22 protein-coding genes are annotated in these 19,100 nt (G+C 63.6%); 10 read left to right on the forward strand and 12 right to left on the reverse strand.

What is annotated here, in order from left to right; translation table 11 throughout:
- Window positions 1-35 precede the first annotated feature (35 nt).
- The 3 genes from DPM33_RS00395 (at window position 36) to DPM33_RS00405 (ending at window position 2,103) form a co-directional block, all read left to right on the forward strand.
- Window positions 36-512 carry a DUF995 domain-containing protein gene (locus tag DPM33_RS00395; RefSeq protein ID WP_245441936.1) on the forward strand — a complete coding sequence of 159 codons (477 nt, stop codon included), beginning with the start codon at window positions 36-38 and terminating at the stop codon, window positions 510-512.
- A 35-nt stretch (window positions 513-547) separates the two neighbouring features.
- Complete coding sequence (locus DPM33_RS00400; protein WP_112094938.1) at window positions 548-1,534, forward strand: glycoside hydrolase family 26 protein; 987 nt, start codon at window positions 548-550, stop codon at window positions 1,532-1,534.
- A 71-nt stretch (window positions 1,535-1,605) separates the two neighbouring features.
- Window positions 1,606-2,103, forward strand: coding sequence for a DUF995 domain-containing protein (locus DPM33_RS00405; protein WP_112094939.1), 498 nt, complete (start codon window positions 1,606-1,608; stop codon window positions 2,101-2,103).
- A gap of 76 nt (window positions 2,104-2,179) precedes the next feature.
- Here DPM33_RS00405 and DPM33_RS00410 read toward each other — a convergent pair whose 3' ends face one another.
- The 5 genes from DPM33_RS00410 to DPM33_RS00430 all read right to left on the reverse strand — a co-directional run bounded on the left by DPM33_RS00410 (window position 2,180) and on the right by DPM33_RS00430 (window position 6,496).
- Window positions 2,180-2,476, reverse strand: coding sequence for a hypothetical protein (locus DPM33_RS00410; protein ID WP_112094940.1), 297 nt, complete (start codon window positions 2,474-2,476; stop codon window positions 2,180-2,182).
- A gap of 114 nt (window positions 2,477-2,590) precedes the next feature.
- Entirely contained in the window at window positions 2,591-2,950 is a 360-nt protein-coding gene (locus DPM33_RS36755) for a hypothetical protein (RefSeq protein ID WP_245441937.1), read from the reverse strand.
- A gap of 67 nt (window positions 2,951-3,017) precedes the next feature.
- Entirely contained in the window at window positions 3,018-4,265 is a 1,248-nt protein-coding gene (locus tag DPM33_RS00420; RefSeq protein ID WP_112094941.1) for a type II toxin-antitoxin system HipA family toxin, read from the reverse strand.
- Window positions 4,258-4,593: a helix-turn-helix domain-containing protein gene (locus tag DPM33_RS00425; protein ID WP_112094942.1), complete on the reverse strand. Its 336-nt coding sequence runs from the start codon at window positions 4,591-4,593 to the stop codon at window positions 4,258-4,260. The genes DPM33_RS00420 and DPM33_RS00425 overlap by 8 nt, the downstream gene beginning before the upstream one ends.
- A 979-nt stretch (window positions 4,594-5,572) precedes the next feature.
- On the reverse strand, window positions 5,573-6,496 hold the full coding sequence (locus DPM33_RS00430) for an SMP-30/gluconolactonase/LRE family protein (RefSeq protein WP_112094943.1): 924 nt from the start codon (window positions 6,494-6,496) through the stop codon (window positions 5,573-5,575).
- A 129-nt stretch (window positions 6,497-6,625) separates the two neighbouring features.
- Here DPM33_RS00430 and DPM33_RS00435 point away from each other — a divergent pair, with 129 nt between their 5' ends.
- The 3 genes from DPM33_RS00435 to DPM33_RS00445 all read left to right on the forward strand — a co-directional run bounded on the left by DPM33_RS00435 (window position 6,626) and on the right by DPM33_RS00445 (window position 10,420).
- A complete protein-coding gene (locus DPM33_RS00435) occupies window positions 6,626-8,119 on the forward strand; it encodes a sugar ABC transporter ATP-binding protein (RefSeq protein WP_112094944.1) in 1,494 nt (497 codons plus the stop codon).
- 122 nt (window positions 8,120-8,241) lie between these two features.
- Window positions 8,242-9,309 carry an ABC transporter permease gene (locus tag DPM33_RS00440; protein WP_112094945.1) on the forward strand — a complete coding sequence of 356 codons (1,068 nt, stop codon included), beginning with the start codon at window positions 8,242-8,244 and terminating at the stop codon, window positions 9,307-9,309.
- A 13-nt stretch (window positions 9,310-9,322) separates the two neighbouring features.
- Window positions 9,323-10,420 carry an ABC transporter substrate-binding protein gene (locus DPM33_RS00445; protein ID WP_112094946.1) on the forward strand — a complete coding sequence of 366 codons (1,098 nt, stop codon included), beginning with the start codon at window positions 9,323-9,325 and terminating at the stop codon, window positions 10,418-10,420.
- Between the two features lie 77 nt (window positions 10,421-10,497).
- Here the strand turns inward: DPM33_RS00445 and DPM33_RS00450 are convergent, their stop codons facing one another.
- From DPM33_RS00450 to DPM33_RS00460, 3 genes are read right to left on the reverse strand one after another with little or no spacing between them, the layout of a single operon-like run.
- Window positions 10,498-11,517 (reverse strand): LacI family DNA-binding transcriptional regulator, encoded by a 1,020-nt coding sequence (locus DPM33_RS00450; RefSeq protein WP_167448898.1) that lies wholly within the window; start codon window positions 11,515-11,517, stop codon window positions 10,498-10,500.
- A 48-nt stretch (window positions 11,518-11,565) separates the two neighbouring features.
- Complete coding sequence (locus DPM33_RS00455; RefSeq protein WP_112094947.1) at window positions 11,566-12,600, reverse strand: L-idonate 5-dehydrogenase; 1,035 nt, start codon at window positions 12,598-12,600, stop codon at window positions 11,566-11,568.
- 52 nt (window positions 12,601-12,652) lie between these two features.
- Window positions 12,653-13,600 carry a 2-hydroxyacid dehydrogenase gene (locus DPM33_RS00460; protein ID WP_112094948.1) on the reverse strand — a complete coding sequence of 316 codons (948 nt, stop codon included), beginning with the start codon at window positions 13,598-13,600 and terminating at the stop codon, window positions 12,653-12,655.
- Between the two features lie 77 nt (window positions 13,601-13,677).
- On the opposite strand from DPM33_RS00460, the gene DPM33_RS00465 reads away from it, so the two are divergent.
- Genes DPM33_RS00465 through DPM33_RS00480 form a run of 4 tightly spaced genes read left to right on the forward strand, consistent with a single transcriptional unit; the run spans window position 13,678 to window position 16,160 of the window.
- The gene (locus DPM33_RS00465) at window positions 13,678-14,433 is read left to right on the forward strand and encodes an SDR family oxidoreductase (RefSeq protein ID WP_112094949.1); all 756 of its coding nucleotides are present in this window, start codon (window positions 13,678-13,680) and stop codon (window positions 14,431-14,433) included.
- Complete coding sequence (locus DPM33_RS00470; RefSeq protein ID WP_112094950.1) at window positions 14,402-14,938, forward strand: gluconokinase; 537 nt, start codon at window positions 14,402-14,404, stop codon at window positions 14,936-14,938. Before DPM33_RS00465 ends, DPM33_RS00470 begins: the two co-directional genes overlap by 32 nt.
- Complete coding sequence (locus DPM33_RS00475) at window positions 14,935-15,822, forward strand: NAD(P)-dependent oxidoreductase (RefSeq protein ID WP_112094951.1); 888 nt, start codon at window positions 14,935-14,937, stop codon at window positions 15,820-15,822. The genes DPM33_RS00470 and DPM33_RS00475 overlap by 4 nt, the downstream gene beginning before the upstream one ends.
- Window positions 15,819-16,160 carry a hypothetical protein gene (locus tag DPM33_RS00480; protein ID WP_112094952.1) on the forward strand — a complete coding sequence of 114 codons (342 nt, stop codon included), beginning with the start codon at window positions 15,819-15,821 and terminating at the stop codon, window positions 16,158-16,160. Before DPM33_RS00475 ends, DPM33_RS00480 begins: the two co-directional genes overlap by 4 nt.
- Before the next feature lie 70 nt (window positions 16,161-16,230).
- Here DPM33_RS00480 and DPM33_RS00485 read toward each other — a convergent pair whose 3' ends face one another.
- From DPM33_RS00485 to DPM33_RS00500, 4 genes are all read right to left on the reverse strand, one after another.
- Entirely contained in the window at window positions 16,231-16,530 is a 300-nt protein-coding gene (locus DPM33_RS00485; protein WP_112094953.1) for an antibiotic biosynthesis monooxygenase, read from the reverse strand.
- Window positions 16,531-16,572: 42 nt separating this feature from the next.
- Window positions 16,573-17,649, reverse strand: coding sequence for a class I SAM-dependent methyltransferase (locus DPM33_RS00490; protein ID WP_112094954.1), 1,077 nt, complete (start codon window positions 17,647-17,649; stop codon window positions 16,573-16,575).
- Window positions 17,650-17,799: 150 nt separating this feature from the next.
- Complete coding sequence (locus tag DPM33_RS00495; RefSeq protein ID WP_112094955.1) at window positions 17,800-18,603, reverse strand: NAD(P)H-dependent oxidoreductase; 804 nt, start codon at window positions 18,601-18,603, stop codon at window positions 17,800-17,802.
- Window positions 18,604-18,622: 19 nt separating this feature from the next.
- Window positions 18,623-19,099 (reverse strand): DoxX family protein, encoded by a 477-nt coding sequence (locus tag DPM33_RS00500; RefSeq protein ID WP_112095832.1) that lies wholly within the window; start codon window positions 19,097-19,099, stop codon window positions 18,623-18,625.
- Window position 19,100: the final 1 nt, after the last annotated feature.

The raw sequence follows: 19,100 nt of genomic DNA on the forward strand, positions 1-19,100 counted from the left end.
GAAACACGTCACGTTTTAAACGCTGCGCCAACGCCTTGGGCGCCGTCACTCTCATGTGGTTTGTTGGATCGGCCTGGAGCGCTTCAGCGCAGGAAGTTGTGCTGCCCAAGGCGGCCCGTGTGATGACGCCGGCCGAAATTCACGCCCTCTACCACGACAGGAGTTGGCGGTGGAAGGCTGGCGCGGCTTATCTTTTGAACGAGGGGCGGCGCTTCAGCGCCTGGGTCGATGGCGACACCGGCAAGTCATGGGCAGAAGGTCGCTGGATGATCACCGAGACGGGACAGATGTGTCTCGACGCGACGTGGCATTCCAAGGCCGGCCAATTCCCGGCCATGACCTGCTTTTCGCATCGCCTCGACAACGGGACAATCTATCAGAAGCGTGAGCCAGACGGCAGTTGGTACGTCTTTCGCCATGCCCAGCCTCGTGACGAGGACGAGGGGAAAAATCTGGTCCGTACGGACCTCGTGTCAGCTCATATCTCGGCTGTGAAGACTGCAATCCACTGAGAGCGGTTTTCTGGACAGCAAAAAAGGAGAATCCTGTGAATAGTTTTTTGAAGACAACCTTCATCCTCTTTGGGGGTGTGGTCATTTCGGGCGCTGTCTACGCCGCGAGCGGAGTCTCCGGCGCGAGCGTGGACAGTCGCAACCTGTTCCAAGATAAGCGCCCGTTCATAGCGGCTGATGCCGTCACGCCCGGAGCTTACGATCCGCATGGAGACTATACCAACGACGCCAACTCCAAGATCGAGCATATCTTCCTTCCCTGGGAGGACGTGGATCTGGCAACCCTTGGTGTTGCGGACGATTACGCCAAGCAACGCGGCCGGTCGTTGCTGCTCACTATCGAGCCCTGGTCCTGGGCCCGCGACTGGCGCGTCAGCCCGGAGAACCTGCTGAGCGGAATTCTCGCTGGTCGCTACGATTCCAACATGTCCGCGGTTTGCTCCGCGGCGGCACAGCTGAAGAGTCCGATTACCATCCGGTGGGGGCAGGAAATGGACGACAAGACCGGTCAATTCACTTGGTCGTACTGGAATGCAGACGGCTATGTGAAGGCCTACAGGCACGTGATCGACGTCTGTCGCAAGCACCTGCCGAATGCCAAGTATATGTGGTCGCCGAAAGGGGACGAGGGTCTTCAGGCCTACTATCCGGGTGACAAATACGTCGACGTGATCGGCCTGTCAGTCTTCGGCTATCAGCCATACGACAAGCTGGAAGCCGGCCACGATACGACATTCGTGGAGAGGACTAAGCCGGGCTACGACCGCGTGGCCGGTTTCGGCAAGCCGATTGCCATTGCCGAGCTCGGCTACGAAGGTGACGACAGCTACGTACGGAACTGGGCTGCGGAAGCGAACAAGCCGCATGCCGAATTCCCTGCCATGACTGCGGTGGTTTACTTCAATGACAAGGAAGTCTATCCCTGGCCGCGAAACGTCGGCCGGCCTGACTGGCGCGTGGCAGACCACCCGCTGAATCTGACGACCGAAACTAACGGAGCTGCTACAGCGACTCCGGATTGAACCGCTCATACCCTTGTTCCGCTTGATTTGCGGACGGATCTTTTCCCTGCCACCTATCGGAAAACAAGAAAATGTCTTCAGTCCATTCTACTGTTGTAAGTGCGGTGCTGGTCGCACTCATGCTCGCGGCCGGCAATGCCGCGGCGGCGCCGAAGCCTGCTGTCGATGACATCGCCAAGCTCGCCGCGGCCGCAACTCCCATGAAGGCGGATGCGGTTGAGCAGCTTTATGCCAACCGCACCTGGCTGTGGGAGAAGCACGGAGCCGGATATTTCTCCGAAAACGAGCACGGCCGGAAGCGTTTCGTGGCGCGAACGCAGACTGGTTATGGCAAAGGCGACTGGTATGTAACCAGCGGTGGCGAGGTATGCATGCGCGCGCTCTGGACTTCCAAGAACGACGGAGGAAGCGGCGCCATTACTTGCTTCCTGCATCGCGAAAAGGACGGTGTCATCTACCAACGGCCCAGCTTGGGGGGCCACTGGTATGTCTTCGGCAACAATCCGGTGCGGAAGAATGACGGCGTGCGCAAGCTGGTGAAGGGCGATAGGGTCATGAAAGGACTCTAGATGCCCTGGACTTCCCGCAAATGCAGAATGGCCGCGCCTGTCCAGGCCCGGCCATTCTGTCGAACATTATCGACAATCACACGTCCGGCTGCTTGAAAGCGCGCATATAACAACGGGACTTCTGACCGAAGCCGCTTGGGGTGCAGACGTAGGGGTTGTTGTGCAGGTACTGCAAGAACGAGATCTTGCGCACCGTCGTGGGGTTCTTGTTATACCGGACCATGCCGTTGATCCGGTACTTGACCAGGTACACAGTTCGCGTTTCGTCACGCGGCTTGCGAACTTCACCCGCCTGCGCGCTCGTGCCGGCAACCAGCGAAAAGCCGAGACAAAACGCGACCGCCGCAGCCCACTTCACAAGAATCGAGAACATTTTCCCACCTCCAGGTTTTGTTCTTGAGGTGGTGTTCGCACGGCCGGTCATAAGATTCCGGCCGAAATGTCATTAAAATTGTAAGCGCATCCTTGAGTACGACAGTAACTGCATTCACCAGCGCTCCCTGGGGTCATTGGGGTGCTGCGACCCACACATATGTAGATTGTAGGTAATGCGTCTGCTTTGCCAGTGCGACGCGAGTTGACCTTTCCTTCCCGGCTCCAAGCGAAGCGATACGTCGCGGGTGTTCTCCGAGCCGGCGTTGTCGGCATAGGCGCGGGCGACGAAGCGCCCGAAGAGGCCCGACAGGGCCACCTTCACCTCGCGCGCCTGGCCGAGCGGTTCACGGAAGATGAAGGGAGTGCCGACGCCGGTCGGCGTCAGGAGCGCATCGAGAATGGACCATGCGCCATAGGCAGCGCCCGGCGTCTGAAGCACCTCCCGAATGCCGGCGTCCTCGATATCCCCCACGTCTAGGTCGACGGTAGCGGCGCTGACGGGGCCGACGGTGGATCGAAGCTGTGAAGGAGGGTTCTCGTCATAGGGCTAGCGCTCGTGTCAGGTCGTCATGCTCGAAGGCGCTGGCCATACGGTTGATCTCGGCCGACCGTGCGCCGACCGCCTTTGCGGTCTCGCGCCAGGTTGCGGTCACGATCGCCACGTCTTTGATGACCGTGCGAGCTTGCGCCAGCGTCAGGGCGAAGAACTCCGAGGCCTCCTCCAGGAGGTCGAGCGAGCAGGTGCCCTCATCGAGATCGATGTTGGTCGTCAGCACCCGCGCCTTGATGTCAGTCGGCACTGGATTGAGGTCATATGCTGGGGACAGCGACCATCCGGCCTTGCCGAGCCAGAGGAAACCGTGATTGCGCAGATGATCGTCGACATTGGAGATCAGCACATTGAAGGCGACACGGCGATAAAGGGCGTGGGCATCGGTCTTTGCCTGCGCGCCGTGCTCGGCCAGAGCATCGACGATCTCGGGATAGCTGCCGCGCTCGCCATCCTTGGCGCCCATCATCGCCATGGCCGACAGGAAGGGAATCCGGACCGCGCCATCGCGGTCGAAGCGCCGGGACAGCATGACCTTCTTGCCGGCGACATCAATCAGTTCGTGGAGCGGCGTGGCGATGCCGGCCTGGCCGGCCAGTCGCAGGGCGATCTCCTCCCATGTCTCCATGCTGTAGTCGTCGGTCTCCTTGGGGAACTTGGCGATGGAGAGATGACCATGCAGGTCAACAACCGATGCCTTAGGCCGTGCTCCGCCAAGCGACGAGCCGGGCGCGAAGATGAGTTGGAGGTCCTCGTCGGTTTCCTCATCACGCAGGATGCGTTCGGTGATCTGGAGCAGTCGGCCGAGTTCGATCAGGGCGGGCACGCCGGCGCGGATCGGCGCTTGGAATTGTTCTTCGCCGACCCAGCGGAAGCGAAGTGCGCCAAGCCGGGTCTCGTCGGCGACGCCGAGCAGGTAGTCGCTTTCGGCCAGACTGCGGACGGCGCGGCCATCGTGGTCGGCGCTGCGCCGCTCCGAGCGTTGCATGAGGCGGCGGCCCCAGGTGTCGGGCGCGGAATCACCGATAGAGCCGAAGGTCGCAAGACCAGCGGGAGGCGCGAAGGCGCCGCGTGTCAGGGCTAGAGCCGGTTCGAGCGAGAAGCGATCCGGGTCGACGAGCCAAGCGCGATCATATTCGAACATGATGGTCTCAGCGCCCCGGGCGCGGTTGCTCCGCGCCAGTCCGATCGGGCGCGTGTGGCCGTGAAGGTCGAGATGGACCTCGAAATCAGCCATCGCGCGACGCTCCGGTCGGCCGCTTGGGATGGGCGTGCTTTGGCAATTCAGCGCTGGCAAGCGCTTGGCCGATGCTGTCGTTGCCGATGTCGGCGATCTGGCTCAATCCTTCGAGGAGACCGAGCGCCTGAAGGACGCCGGCATAGATACCGATGCTGACGTTGGTGTCGCCGGCCTCGATCTTCTGGAGTGTGGAACGCGACGTGAAGGCTCGCTCGGCCACGACGGACATCGGCAGCCGGCGACGCCGGCGGGCATCGTGGATGTCGGCGCCAAGCTTGCGCAACGCGCGCCGCACAGCGGCCGGGGGATTGTGGGGTGTCGGCATTTGCCACCTTCGCGCTACAGATCGACGGGATGTGTAGCACGAAGCTTACAATTTTACTAGCCCAGGCTTATGCCCATGCAAGCGGATGCCACGGCCCCCAGGTTGGATCGTCAGGCGCTCCCCAAAGCTGTCAAAGAGGCTTACCTGAACTCTATTGCGAAGCACTCAGGGCGGGAGCTGTGCGGAAGCTTGGTCCCGGCCTGGAGAGCAGCCCTCGCTGTGGTGGCGAAATCCTGCTATAGAGGACTGACGGTACTTTTCCTGCTGGTGTCTGGGCGGTGAGTAGGTCCGAAAATCGGCTCTGCGAGACAATCGATCTCGATAGCTGCCGATACCGCACAAAAAAATTTCTGGCAATTTTCCCTTTAAAATCAACACCGTAAGATTTTGACGGCCGCTGGGTCGGGTTTTTCGCGTGTCAAGCGAGAAAAAACCAAGCTAGATCAATGGCCTACCTGGGTTTAGAACAATCGAGTGGGAGTAGAGGGATAACGGCGGCAGTTAGCGTAGTTTCGGCGGCGATTTTCGCCGTCGTATAAATTGCCTTCGTGTCCACATCCGGCTCCTTCTCGACTGGGAACCTCCATCTCCGATCCGGCAGACGCGATCTGCGCCCACATCCCGGATCAAGCAAAGTGCTTTCGAATGGCGCGAGCGCCGTGGCGAAGAATGGCGTGCGTAAAGGCGTGTCTTCTTAGCGCCGCTTGTCGGCCGCAGAGTGAAGCTTGGCAGTAACCCTGAAAGCGGACATCGCAGGCGAATACCGTGACCGTCGTGGGTGGCGTCACGTGTGGAAGGTCCATGGCTATTTGGCGGTACGAGACACAACCCGACGCAAAAAAATCTAGTCTAGTCTAGCTGAACTTTGGGCACGTGTGAGAACGAGATGACGGATTGCCAGATCCAAAGTCCGGGCTGCGGCAGCGCAGTAGGCTTCTTCCCAGTTTGGCGACTACTTGCCTCACGGCGATGCTCGACCTCACGATCGCGCCGCTGCGTTGGCGACAACGAACACCGCGTAGAGCGACTGCCGCGCCGTGATGAACAGGCGGTTGCGCTTCGGACCGCCGAAAGTGAGGTTGGCCACCGTCTCCGGGATGCGGATCTTGCCGATCAGCGTGCCATCGGGATCGAAGCAGTGCACGCCATCGCCGGCACCGGCCCAGACGCGGCCGGCCGTATCCACCCGGAACCCGTCGAACAGGCCGGCGGAGCAGGTGGCGAACACGCCGAGCTCGTGTAGCATGTCGCCTTCGACGGCGAATTTACAGATGTGCTTCGGTCCGTCCTTTTGATGTGTGATGCCCGTGTCGCCGACATAGAGGACCGTCTCGTCGGGCGAGAAAGCAAGCCCGTTGGGCTTGGCCATGGTCGAGACGACGCGCGCCACTTCGCCTGTGACGGGATCGGCGCGGTAGACATGGCAGCCTACGATCTCCTGCTCGGCGCGATCGCCCTCATAGTCGGTCGCGATGCCGTAGGGCGGATCGGAGAACCATACCGTGCCGTCCGAATGGACAACGACATCGTTCGGCGAGTTCAGCCGCTTGCCTCCGAAGCGGTCGGCAATGACCGTGATCGCGCCGTCGTGTTCGGTGCGCGTGACGCGCCGCGCCCGATGCTCGCAGGTCACCAGCCTTCCCTGCGTGTCGACCGTGTTGCCGTTGGCATTGTTCGCCGGCGCGCGAAAAACCGAGACCATGCCGCTGGTTTCGTCATAGCGCATGATGCGGTCGTTCGGGATATCGGAGAACACCAGGTAGCGGCCACCCGCGAACCATGCAGGCCCCTCCAGCCAGCGGCCCCCCGTCCACAGCCGCTCGACCGTTACATGGCCGACGAAACAGCTTTCGAACCGTTCGTCGAGCACTTCGAACCCGGTGCCTTCAATGTCTCCGAACATAACCATCGCTCCACGAAATCGCTGCATCGATAGCCGTCGCGTCGACTCATTTTCAAGACTTGACCTTCAAAAATGTTAGCGATAACATCGACGGCAATTCAGTCGTTTGCTTGGCTTGGGAGGGCCAAAATGCGGCCCAAGCTCATCGAATTCATCGGCATCTCCAAGCGCTTCGGCGGCACCCTGGCGCTGAAATCGGTCTCGCTCGACATCCACGAGGGCGAGATCGTCGCGCTGCTCGGCGAGAACGGCGCCGGCAAGTCCACGCTGATCAAGACGCTGGCCGGCATCCACAAGCGTGACCAGGGCACGATCCGCTTCCGCGGCGAGGATTATCATCATCGCCCGCCGCGTCCGAACCAGCCGCAGAAAGTCGCCTTCATCCATCAGGACCTCGGCCTGATCGAATGGATGACGGTCGCCGAGAATGTCGGCATGGCGCAGGGTTTCTCACGGCGCTCCGGCCTGATCGACTGGCGCGACACCGAAAGCCGCGCCGAGCGCGCGCTGGCGCTGGTCGGCTGCGCCTTCGATCCGGCGACTCGCGTCCAGGACCTGTCGCGCACGGAAAAATCGCTGGTGGCGATTGCCCGTGCTTTGGCCACCGAAGCCGACGTGCTGGTGCTCGACGAACCGACGGCAAGCCTGCCGGCGGACGAGGTCGAGCGCCTGTTCGAAGCGCTGCGGCCGCTACGCCAGCGCGGCGTCGGCATGATCTATGTCTCGCACCGGCTGGATGAAGTCTTCCGCATCGCCGACCGGGTCGCCGTCATGCGCGATGGCCGCATGGTGGCGGTGAAGCCGGTCGCCGAGACGACGCCGCAGGAACTGGTCGATCTCATCGTCGGCCGGCCGGCGCACCAGATGTTCGCCAAGTCGCGCTGGCAGGACGGGCCGGAGCGGCTCAAGGTCGAAAACCTCACCAGCGGCAATGTCGGCCCAGTAAGTTTCGAGGCGCGCTCCGGCGAGTTGCTCGGGCTGGTCGGCCTGCGCGGCGCCGGCCAGGAAGCCGTCGGGCGCGCGCTGTTCGGCGCCGAGCGTTTCGACGGCACGGTGCTGCTGGACGGCAAGTGCCTCGACCTGACTTCGGTAGGCGCCGCCCTTGCCGCCGGCGTCGGGCTGATCGCCCGCGACCGCACCGAGGAGTCGGTGGCGCTGTCGCTCTCCGTGCGCGAGAACATGTATCTCAACCCGTCGGCCGTCGGCCGCGGGCTCTTCTCCTTCATGAAGCCGGCGCGGGAAAGCGAGCTGACACGCGAACTCGGCGCGCGGCTGGGGCTTAGGCCCAACGATCCGCATTTGCCGATCGAGGCGCTCTCCGGCGGCAACCAGCAGAAAGTCGTCGTCGGCCGTTGGCTGGCGACGGGGCGCAAGCTGCTGATCGCCGAGGACCCGACGGCGGGCGTCGATGTCGGCGCCAAGGCCGAGATCTACCGGCTGATCGCCGCCGCCGTCGAAGCCGGGCTGGCCGTCATCGTCGTCTCGACCGATTTCGAGGAAGTCGCCCATATCTGCCATCGCGCGCTCGTCTTCTCGCATAACCGCATCGTGCGCGAGCTGGCCGGCGACGCCTTGACCACGGCAGCGCTGATCAGTGCCGCCTCCGTGTCCGAAGCCGCCTAGAGCCGGATGATTTCAGGTCGGGTCGACCTGAAATCTGAATCCGGTTCTAAATCAAAGAGATAGAGCATGATGTCGTCCGAAAGCCGCCTCACACTTTTCGGCATCATGCTCTGGGAGAAGCCATGAACTCGATCAAGTCGACGGCGCTGGAACCAACCCGTTCGGAACTCTCCGGATTGAGCCCTGCCCAGAAGGCGGCGCGCTATCTGCCGGTCTACGGCCTGCCGATCCTGATGCTGCTCCTGATCCTGCTGTTCTCGCTGCTCCTCCCGCGGACGTTTCCGACGCTGCTCAACCTGCGCTCGATCGTCTCCGACAAGGCGATCATCGCCATCCTGTCGCTGGCCGCCATGATCCCGATGGCCGCGGGCCGCATCGACCTCACCGTCGGCTACGGCATCGTGCTGTGGCACATCCTGGCGATCAGCCTGCAGACTGCCTTAGGCATTCCCTGGCCGATCGCGGTGCTGATCGTCATCGCGCTCGGCGTGCTGACCGGCTTCATCAACGGTCTGCTGGTCGAGGTGGCGCGCATCGATTCCTTCATTGCCACGCTCGGCACCGGCACCGTGCTCTACGCTTTGGCCATGTGGTACACGGGCGGTCGCCAGGTCGTCGGCGTGCTGCCCGACGGATTCCTCTCGCTCAACGGCACGATGCTGTTCGGCCTGCCGATCACCGGCTACTACGTGGTTGTCCTGGCGCTAGCGATGTGGCTGGTGCTCGAATATTTGCCGATCGGCCGCTACCTCTACGCCATCGGCGCCAATCCGAAGGCGGCGGCGCTCAATGGCATTCCGGTGCAGAAATTCGTCATGGGCGCCTTCGTCGCCTCCGGCGCGCTGACCGCGCTCGGCGGCGTGCTGCTCGCCTCCAAACTTCGGATCGGCCAGGCCAGCGTCGGCCTCGAATACCTCCTGCCGGCGCTGGTTGGCGCCTTCCTCGGATCGACCACGATAAAACCCGGCCGCGTCAACGTCTGGGGCACCATCGTCGGCGTCGTCATCCTCGCCGTCGGCATCTCCGGCATTCAGCAGTTCGGCGGCTCGTTCTGGGTCGAGCCGCTGTTCAACGGCGTCACCCTGCTCGTGGCCATCGGCATTGCCGGCTACGCGCAACGCCGCCGCGGCGCGGTTGTGCCGCCTCCACCGCTTGCCAGCCAACCAACAAAGACAAACGACAATGCTTAATGGGAGAAGAAACATGCATCGCAGAACAGTCCTTCAGCTCGGCGTCGCCTGCCTGGCGCTCGGCATCGCCTCGCCGACGCTTGCCGACCCAATGGCCGACGCCAAGGCGGTCGTCGACAAATATGCCAGCAAGGTCGAGAAATGGGACGGGCCGACGACCGGACCGAAGGGCGCCGCCGGCAAGACCATCGTCGTGCTGGGCGCCGACATGAAGAATGGGGGCATTCTGGGCGTCACCAAGGGCGTCGAGGAAGCCGCGGCGGCACTAGGCTGGACGGTCAAGACGCTTGATGGCGCCGGCTCCATTGGCGGCCGCACGGCGGCTTTCGGCCAGGCGCTGGCGCTCAATCCCGACGGCATCATCATCAACGGCTTCGACGCCGTCGAGCAGAAGCCGGCGATGGAGCAGGCCAAGGCGGCCAAGATCCCGATGGCCGCCTGGCATGCCGCGCCCACGGTCGGCCCGATCGACGATCTCGGCATCATCGCCAACGTCTCGACCGATCCGATGGAAGTGTCCAAGGCGGCGGCCGACTGGGCCTTCGTCGACGCCAAGGGCAAGCCCGGCGTCATCATCTTCACCGATTCCACCTACCAGATCGCCATCGCCAAGGCCGACCGGATGAAGAAGGAGATCGAGGATCTCGGCGGCAAGGTGCTCGAATATGTCGACACGCCGATCGCCGAGACCTCGCAGCGCATGCCGCAACTCACCACCTCGCTGCTGCAGAAATACGGTGACGCCTGGACGCATTCGCTGGCCATCAACGATCTCTACTTCGACTTCATGGGCCCGTCGCTGGCGGCGGCCGGCAAATCCGGCACCGACGCGCCGATCAACGTGGCGGCGGGCGATGGTTCGGAATCCGCCTACCAGCGCATCCGCTCCGGCCAGTTCCAGAAGGTGACGGTGGCCGAACCGCTGAACCTGCAGGGCTGGCAGCTGGTCGACGAGCTCAACCGCGCCATGGCCGGCGAGAAATGGTCGGGCTACATCTCGCCGCTGCATGTGGTGACGTCGGACAATGTCGAGTTCGACGGCGGCCCGGACAATCGCTTCGATCCCGGCAACGGCTATCGCGACGAGTACAAGAAGATCTGGGGCAAGTAAGAAATCTCAGGCAACGGCTTGCCGCATAGGAACGGCCGGCGATCATCCCGCCGGCCGCTCTCATCTCTCGGAAATAATCAGGTCGTGTGGCGCACGATTACCCTCGGCGTCATGCCGACCACCACCCGGTCCTCCGGCGCGTGGCGCCCGTTGAGGAGGTCGAGCACCAGTTCGGCGACGCGGATGCCGATCTCATGCGCGCCGACATCGATCGTGGTGATCGGCGGCACCGACTGCTCGGCTAGATCATAGGCGCCGAAGCCGGCGATCGCGACGTCGTCGGGAACACGGATGCCGCGCCGCACGCATTCCATCAGCGCGCCGAAGGCGGAAAGGTCCGACACGCACATCACCGCCTCCGTGTCCGGCCAGCGCGAGATCATCTCGACCATGGCGGCGGCGCCCTCGCGCATCGAGATCGGCGGCACGCCGGAGGCGATGACGCGCGAAGCGTCGAGGCCGCGGTCCTGCAACGCGGCGATGAAACCGCGCCGGCGGTCGAGGCCGCGCGTGTCGCGCGACGTGTCGCCGCCAATGAAGCCCAACTTCGAATAGCCGCGCGCGACGAAATGGTCGACCATCAGCCGCCCGGCTTCGGCGTTGGAGAAGCCGACGACGTGACCGATCGGATCGCTGGGCAAATCCCAGGTCTCCACCACCGGCACGCCGGCATTGGCGAGCATCTTGCGGCAGCGCGGCGTGTGCCGGCCACCGGTGACGATGATCGCCTCCGGCCGCCGCTGCAGCAATTGCCCGACCAGGCGCTCCTCCTCCTCGACATTGTAGTCGGTGAAGCCGAGCAGGATCTCCAGCCCGCTGTCGCGCAGGCCCTCGGTCATGCCGCGCACGGTGTCGGCGAAATTGGCGTTGTTGATAGAGGGGATGGTCGCAGCCACGAAGCCGGAGCGGCGCGAGGACAGGTTGGCGGCGATGCTGTCGAAGACATAGCCGAGCTCTTCAGCCGCCTTTAGGATACGGTCGCGCGTGTCGGCGCTGACCGACGTATCACGCTTGAAGGCGCGCGACACGGTCATCGTCGAGACGTTGGCGCGATGCGCGACATCGGCCATGGTCGGGCGTTTTGGCGAAGGCTGCATGGCCATACGTTATCGATATCACAGCGGAATGCAACGCGCCGTTGCAGCTCACGCGAAAGCGATCTGGACCTTCATCGCCCGGCTGCGGTCGTTGGCGAGCTCGAAGCCGGAAAGCGCTTCGTCCAATGCCACCGTATGGGTGATCAGCGGCTTCACGTCGATCAGCCCCTTGCGCATCAATTCGACGCCGACGGCGAATTCCGGATGGAAGCGGAACGAGCCGTTGATCGACAACTCCTTGGCGGTGACCGCCGACATCGGCAGCGCCATTTCGGCGCCGCCGAGGCCGAGCTGGACGATCGTGCCGCGCGGCCGCACCGCCGCGATGCCCTGCGCCAGCGCTGCTGCGGCGCCCGAGCACTCATAGAGGACATCGAACGTCCCCTTGTCGGCGAGATAGGGCGCCAGCCCTTCCGGATCGGTGCGGGTGTTGATCGCCTTGTCGGCGCCGGCCAGCTTCGCCATCGCGAGCGTAAAATCGGTGATGTCGACAGCGACGATCTCGGCGGCCCCGGCGCGGCGCGCGCTCAGGATCGACAACAGGCCGATCGGTCCGCAGCCGGTGACCAGCACGCGCTTGCCCAGCATCTCGCCTGCCCTGCGCGTGGCGTGGAGGCAGACGGCCAGCGGTTCGGCCATCGCCGCCTCGCCGGCGCTCAGACCATCGGCCGGGACGCATTGCGGCGCATCCGCCACCAGCATTTCGCGGAACGCACCCTGGATGTGCGGGAACGGCATGGCGCTACCATAGAAGCGCATGTTGAGGCACTGGTTGTGCATGCCTTCGCGGCAATAGCGGCAGCTGTAGCAGGGCCGTGATGGCGAGACGGCGACCAGTTGGCCGGGCTGCAACCCGCTGACACCCGAGCCGATCATTTCGATCACGCCCGAGACCTCATGGCCGAGGATCATCGGCTCCTTCAGACGCACCGTTCCGAAGCCGCCGTGATTGTAGTAGTGCAGGTCGCTGCCGCAGATGCCCCCGGAGGCAAGACGCAGCAGCACCTGGCCCGGTCCCGGTTCTTCGACCGGACGGTCCTCGATGCGCAGGTCCTTGGCGGCGTGGATGACGATGGATTTCATGGTGAGCGGGCTCCTCGGTCAGTTCCAGGAAAGGCGCATGACGGTTCTGCGCCTAGAGCACCGGCGTCAGCAGCGGCTGGCCGGCGAAATGGGCGGCAAGGTTGTCGCGCACCAGCTTGCCCATCGCCTTGCGCGTCTCGACGGTGCCCGACGCATGGTGCGGCTGCAACAGCACGTTGTCGAGCGCCAGGAAGCGCTGATTAAACTTCGGCTCGCCTTCGAAGACGTCGAGCGCGGCGGAGCCGAGCGTCTTCTTCTCCAGCGCGTCGAGCAGCGCGTCCTCGTCGATGTTGGAGGCGCGCGAAATGTTGATCAGCATGCCCTCCTCGCCGAGCGCGGCGATCACCTCGGCGTCGACGATGTGGCGCGTCACGGCCGACGCGGCCAGCGTCACGAACAGGAAATCGGAGCGCCTGGCGAGTTCCACCGGATCGGCGACGAACGCCCAGTCCGAAGCAAACTCCTTCGGCGCGACATCGCTGTAGGCGATGTCCATGCTGAAGCCGGCAAGGCGCTTGGCTACCTCATAGCCGATACGGCCGAGGCCGAGCACGCCGGCGCGCCTGCCCCAGACGCGGCGCTTGAGCGGATAGAAGCCCTTGGCTGCCCAGCTGCCGTCGCGCACCCAGCGCTCGGCGCCGATCATGCCGCGCGACAGGCACAGCATCATGGCGATGCCGAGATCGGCGACGTCGTTGGTGAGCACATCCGGCGTGTTGGTGACGCGCACGCCGCGCTCCCGGCACGCCGCGAGATCTACGGCGTCGAAACCGACGCCGTAGACGGAGACGACTTCGAGCGCCGGACAGGCCTCGATCATGGCGCGGTTGGCGCCCAGCTCGCCGCGCGTGGCGATGCCGCGCACCTGTGGGCCGACCTGGGCGAGGAAAGCCGGCTTGTCGTCCACGGCGAAATAGCGATGCACCGTGAAGGCTTCGTTGAGCGGCTCCTCGTCCCATGCAGGATAGGGTCCAACCTGAAGGATATGAGGCCGATGCATCGATGTTGCTCCACTTGACTTGACATTGAATGTTATCGATAACATAAAGCGCATAGCGGCGAGAGGCAATCGGGAAAATGGCGTTAACCTTGTTCGATCTCACCGGGCGCACGGCGCTCGTCACCGGCTCTTCCCAAGGCATCGGGTTCGCGCTGGCCCAAGGCCTGGCCGAAGCAGGCGCCAGGGTGGTGCTCAACGGCCGCGACGAGGCAAAACTCACGGCGGCGGCCATGGAAATTCCAGGCGCGGCGACGCTTGCTTTCGACGCGACTGACCATGACAAAGTCCGGGCCGCCATCGACGCTTTCGAGCAGGCCGGCACCCCGATCGACATCCTCGTCAACAATGCCGGCATGCAGTTCCGCACCCCGCTGGAGGATTTTCCCGCCGACGCGTTCGAACGCCTGCTGCAGACCAATGTCGCCAGCGTCTTCCATGTCGGCCAGGCCGTGGCGCGGCACATGATCCGGCGCGGCCGCGGCAAGATCATCAACATCGCCAGCGTGCAGACGGCGCTCGCCCGCCCGGGTATCGCGCCCTACACGGCGACGAAAGGCGCGGTCGGCAATCTTACCAAGGGCATGGCGACCGACTGGGCCAAGCATGGCCTGCAATGCAACGCGATCGCGCCCGGCTATTTCGACACGCCGCTCAACGCCGCCCTCGTCGCCGACCCGGCCTTCAGCGCCTGGCTCGAAAAACGCACGCCGGCCGGCCGTTGGGGCAAGGTCGAGGAACTGGTCGGCGCCTGCGTCTTCCTGGCCTCCGACGCATCATCCTTTGTTAACGGACACATTCTCTATGTCGATGGCGGCATCACGGCTTCTATCTGACCCGCCGCCGCGCATGGTCGTCATGGGCGTTACCGGTTCGGGCAAGACGACGGTCGGCGAGGCGCTGGCCGATGCGATCGGCGCGACCTATGTCGATGGCGACAGGCTGCATCCCGAGGCCAACATCGCCAAGATGAGCGCCGGCATTTCGCTCGACGACGACGACCGCTGGCCATGGCTGGCGAAAGTGGGCGAAACGCTACGCCAGCAACCGGCGCCGGTCATCGTCGGCTGCTCGGCGCTGAAGCGCGCCTATCGCGATTTCATCATCGAACAGGCCGGCGCGCCGGTGTTGTTCATCTATCTCGACGGTTCGCGCGACCTGGTCTCGACGCGCATGCACGAACGCACCGGGCATTTCATGCCGACCAGCCTGCTCGACAGCCAGTTCGCAACGCTGGAAGTGCCGGGCAAGGACGAGAATGCAATCGCGGTGCCGATCAACGCACCGCTCGACAGGATCGTCGCGGACATAACAGCCAAACTCGGGGAGCGAGCGTCATGAACAACAGCATCGCACTGATCGGCGCCGGCGCCATGGGTGGAGCGATCGGTGAACGCCTCCTCGCCACAGGCAATCGCCTCGCCGTGTTCGACCTCGACAAGGCCAAGGTCGAGGCCCTGGTCGCCAAGGGCGCGATCGCCATGGCGACCGCTGCCGAAGCAGCCGGCGCGGCCGATTACGTGATCCTCAGCCTCAATTCCGCAGCGATCGTACGCCGGGCCGTGTTCGGTGAGGATGGCGTGGCTTCCGGGGCCAAGCCAGGCACGCTGATCATCGACATGTCGTCGATCGACCCCGAGGCGACGCGCCAGCTCGCGGCCGATGCCAGCGAGAAGGGCCTGCGCTGGGTCGACAGCCCACTCTCCGGCGGCGCGCCGAAGGCGCTGATCGGTGAACTGACGCTGATGGCCGGCGGCGAAGCCGAGGATGTCGCCGACGCGCATAAGGTGCTGAGCGACGTCGCCAGCAATTACACCCATATGGGACCGGCTGGTGCTGGCCAGACGACCAAGCTGATCAACCAGGTGCTGTGCGCCCTGAATTTCATGGCGGTGGCGGAAGCGACGCGGCTGGCGCTCGACGCCGGCGTCGACGCGCTCAAGATCCCGCTGGCGCTGAAGGGCGGCCGCGCCGACAGCGCCATCCTGCAGGAATATTTGCCGCGCTTCGCCACCCGCGACTACCGGCGCACCGGCCGGATTGACAACATGGTGAAGGACCTCAACGCCGCGCAGGACCTGGCGCGGCGCACGCACACCGCGATGCCGCTGACGGCGCTCTGCGCCGAGGTGCATCGCCTGCTGACGGCCGCCGGGCTGGGCGGCGAGGACCAAGCCGCACTGATGGAATTTTTCCGCCGCAAGGACGAGGAGCCTGGGATATGATCACACGCTACGCATTGTTTGAAGGCAAGGTGAAGGAAGGCCGGACGGAAGCTTTCCGCGAGGACGTCATCAGGACGGTGCTGCCGACCTGGAAGGCGTTTCCCGGCGCGCTCGACGTGCGTGTCTCTTTTGCCGAGGAGCGCGACGACGGCGCGCCTGAATTCCCGCTGATCCTGGCCATCAACTACGCGGACATGGCCGCGGTCGAAGCCGCGCTCGCAAGCCCGGCGCGTGCCAAATCGCGGGCCGCGACCGAAGCGGTATTGGCCAAGTATTTCGAGGGCCGGATCCACCACCACGTCACCATCGCAAACGAGTTCCCGCTAGCCGGAGATTAACCGTTGTGATCTCCTGCGCGAGATGATCGGCTTTGCCGTCGAGCGGTGCCAAGCCCGCAACCGGGTCGCTTCAGGTGCCGATGTCGGCGACGACGGTTCCCGAGACGGGATCAGTCAAACCGAGGTCGCCGCCGAGATCCTCGAGCATGTCGCGCATCGTATCGAGGAGCCCAATCATCTGCGGCCGTGCCGCGGCCAGGCTGTCCATGTCGATCCATTCACCGACGACGCAGAAGGAGCGGTCGCCGGTCTTTATCAAAGCGGCCTTGCGGAAGCCCCTGACGTCGAGGCTCGCCTTCTTGTGCGCATCGATGAATGCCTGTTCCTTACCGGGCTTGGTGCGGAACCGAACGACGTTGTAGGCAGTCAAACCTTCCTCCAATCGATTGCGGATATCGTTGCTTGATCAACCTTACGGACGTGCCTCGAGGACCATGTTGAACGGCGTCTCGGTGGCGCGGCGAAACCGCTTGAACCCGCCGCCCGCCACGACCTTGCGCAACCTCGCTTCGCCAGCCTGGGCGCCGAGCCCCAGACCGACCTCCTGGGACAGCGAGGCCGGTGTGCAGATGAAGGTCGAAGCAGCGTAGTAGATGCGGCCGACCGGGTTGAGATTCTCGGAAAGCTGGTCGTGCGCAAAGGGCTCGACGATCATCCAGGTGCCGTCCGGCTTCAGCGCCTTGTGGACATGTTTGGCCGCGCCTTCCGGATCGCCCATATCGTGCAGGCAATCGAAGAAAGCGACGAGATCGTAAGTGCCGGGAAAATCCTTGGCCGGTGCCACCTCGAAACGGGTGTTGCCTGCGACGCCGGCTTCCTTGGCCGCGGCTCGTGCCCGCTCGATCGAAGGGGCATGATAGTCGAAGCCGACAAAACGGGAGTTTGGATACGCCGTTGCCATCAACACGGTGGATGCGCCGTGGCCGCATCCGACGTCGGCGACGTCTATGCCCTGCTCCAGCTTTTCAACCACGCCGTCGAGCGCCGGCAGCCAGGAACCGATCAGGTTCGCGTTATAGCCCGGCCGGAAGAAGCGTTCGGTACCGCGAAACAGGCAGGCGCTGTGGTCATGCCAGCCCAGTCCCTTGCCGGAGCGGAAGGCTTGCCGCACCTTCTCCTCGTCGAGCCACAGCGTCGAGACGACCTCGAACGCGCCGGCCATGAAGGCGGGGCTGTCCTCGTTGACGAAGACCTCCACTTGCTCGGGGCTGAGGTAGAAGCTGTCGACGGCCTCATCATATTCGACATAGCCGGCGGCTGCCTGCGCCGACAGCCATTCGCGCACAAGTCGTTCCTGCGTACCGGTCCTTTGGGCAAGATGTCCGGCCGTCATCTTCCCGCCCTCGCTCATTGCCCCGAAAAGGCCGAGTCTATCTCCCAGTAGCACCGCGGCGCCTGTAGTGATGGCGCCGAGATCGCCGAGCATCTTTCCCAGCAGCGCCTCAAGCTTTTCCTTGTCGGGTTGCGTCTGCTTGTTGCGTTCTAGCATTGGCTTTCTCCTCCCGGCTCGATCCCAAACACTGCCATGGGCGACAAGCCGGACCCAGCAACGGGGAAGGCCTTGCCATGACAGTCCAGTGTTCGCCCCGCCGCGAGTGCCCGTTACAGCTTCACGGCAATGTGACCGCTGATGGGATTCTCAGCGAGGGCAAGACTTCAAATCGCCGAGGCATGAGGGCGAACGTGCCGGCTCAGGAACTGCGGCTGGCGTGGCCTCCTGTGCCGCCGAACTGGACAACGCAGATTTCAAAACATGAGCGTCGTCGAAGTCTACGAGCTTCGGATAAGCAATAGTCGGCGCATGCTCGAGGTCGAGGACGCGTTCGCGGTAACGATCGAGGCACATCCGGCGATCATCGCCGCTGATGCGCGCTGGTGCGTGCACAAGGAAAGGCTCGATCACCGTGAAGCCGACAAAGTAGAGCATCCCGTGATTGATTGGGAAAAGGATTTCAGCAATCGGGCCGTTCAGTCCTCGGTCTGAATAGATCGGCGGCGGTCCGCCGATTGTGACGGAGCACATCGCGCGCTTTCCCGAAAAGACGCCGCGGTCATACCATTTGCCGCCGCCATAGATGCGGCCACCCGACGCGAACACGCGGTCGACCCAGCCCTTGAGGATCGCCGGCAGTCCAAACCACCAGAGCGGAAACTGCAGGATCAACACATCGCACCAGAAGAGCTTGTCCATCTCCGCCTGGATATCCTGAGCGAATCCGTCGTGGGCCGCCGCGTTCGCTTCCTCAACCTGCTGGCGGTAGTAGTTCGCGTCGCTCACGGTCGTGAAGTTGCGGCGATCCGATACCGGATCGAAGCCCATGGCGTAGAGATCGGAGACGACGATCTCGTGTCCCGCAGCGGACAAGGCACCTTGCGCGGCGCGGGTGAGGGCGCCATTGAAGCTGTTGGGCTCAGGGTGGGCGTGAACGATGAAGATGCGCACCGTGCTTTTCCCACCCGGTTCATTTTCCAGGCGCCAAAAGGGTTCGCTCGGCGACATAGTCGAGCGAGAAAACACCTGCGCCGCGTGTCAGCACCAGAAACAGCAACGATGCCCACAGCAGATGCTCCGCCCAGTTCTCCGGATAGACGAAGATCTGGATGACAGAGACGACACCGAGCAGCATCAAGGCCGCAAGGCGCGAGAATAGTCCAAAGAAGATCAACACCGAGCCGGTGATTTCAGCCGCCGTCGCCAGTGGCGCCGCGATCGACGGATCGATGAACGGCAAATTGTATTCGTTGGCGAAGAGCTGCAGCGTCACCGGCCAGGACGCCAGCTTGCTCTGCGCCGACTGCCAGAAGACATGGGCCGCCGCCACTCGCGCGGCGAGCTGAACCAGCGAGAGTGGAATGTGTTCGGGCAGCTTGATCACGCGCCTGTAGAAGCCGACCAAACCGGCATGGCTGGTCGAGGAAGGCTCTGAAATCGCGGTCATG

Origin of the sequence: Mesorhizobium hawassense, assembly GCF_003289945.1 — a bacterium.
In the GTDB taxonomy this organism is placed as follows: Bacteria; Pseudomonadota; Alphaproteobacteria; order Rhizobiales; family Rhizobiaceae; genus Mesorhizobium; species Mesorhizobium hawassense.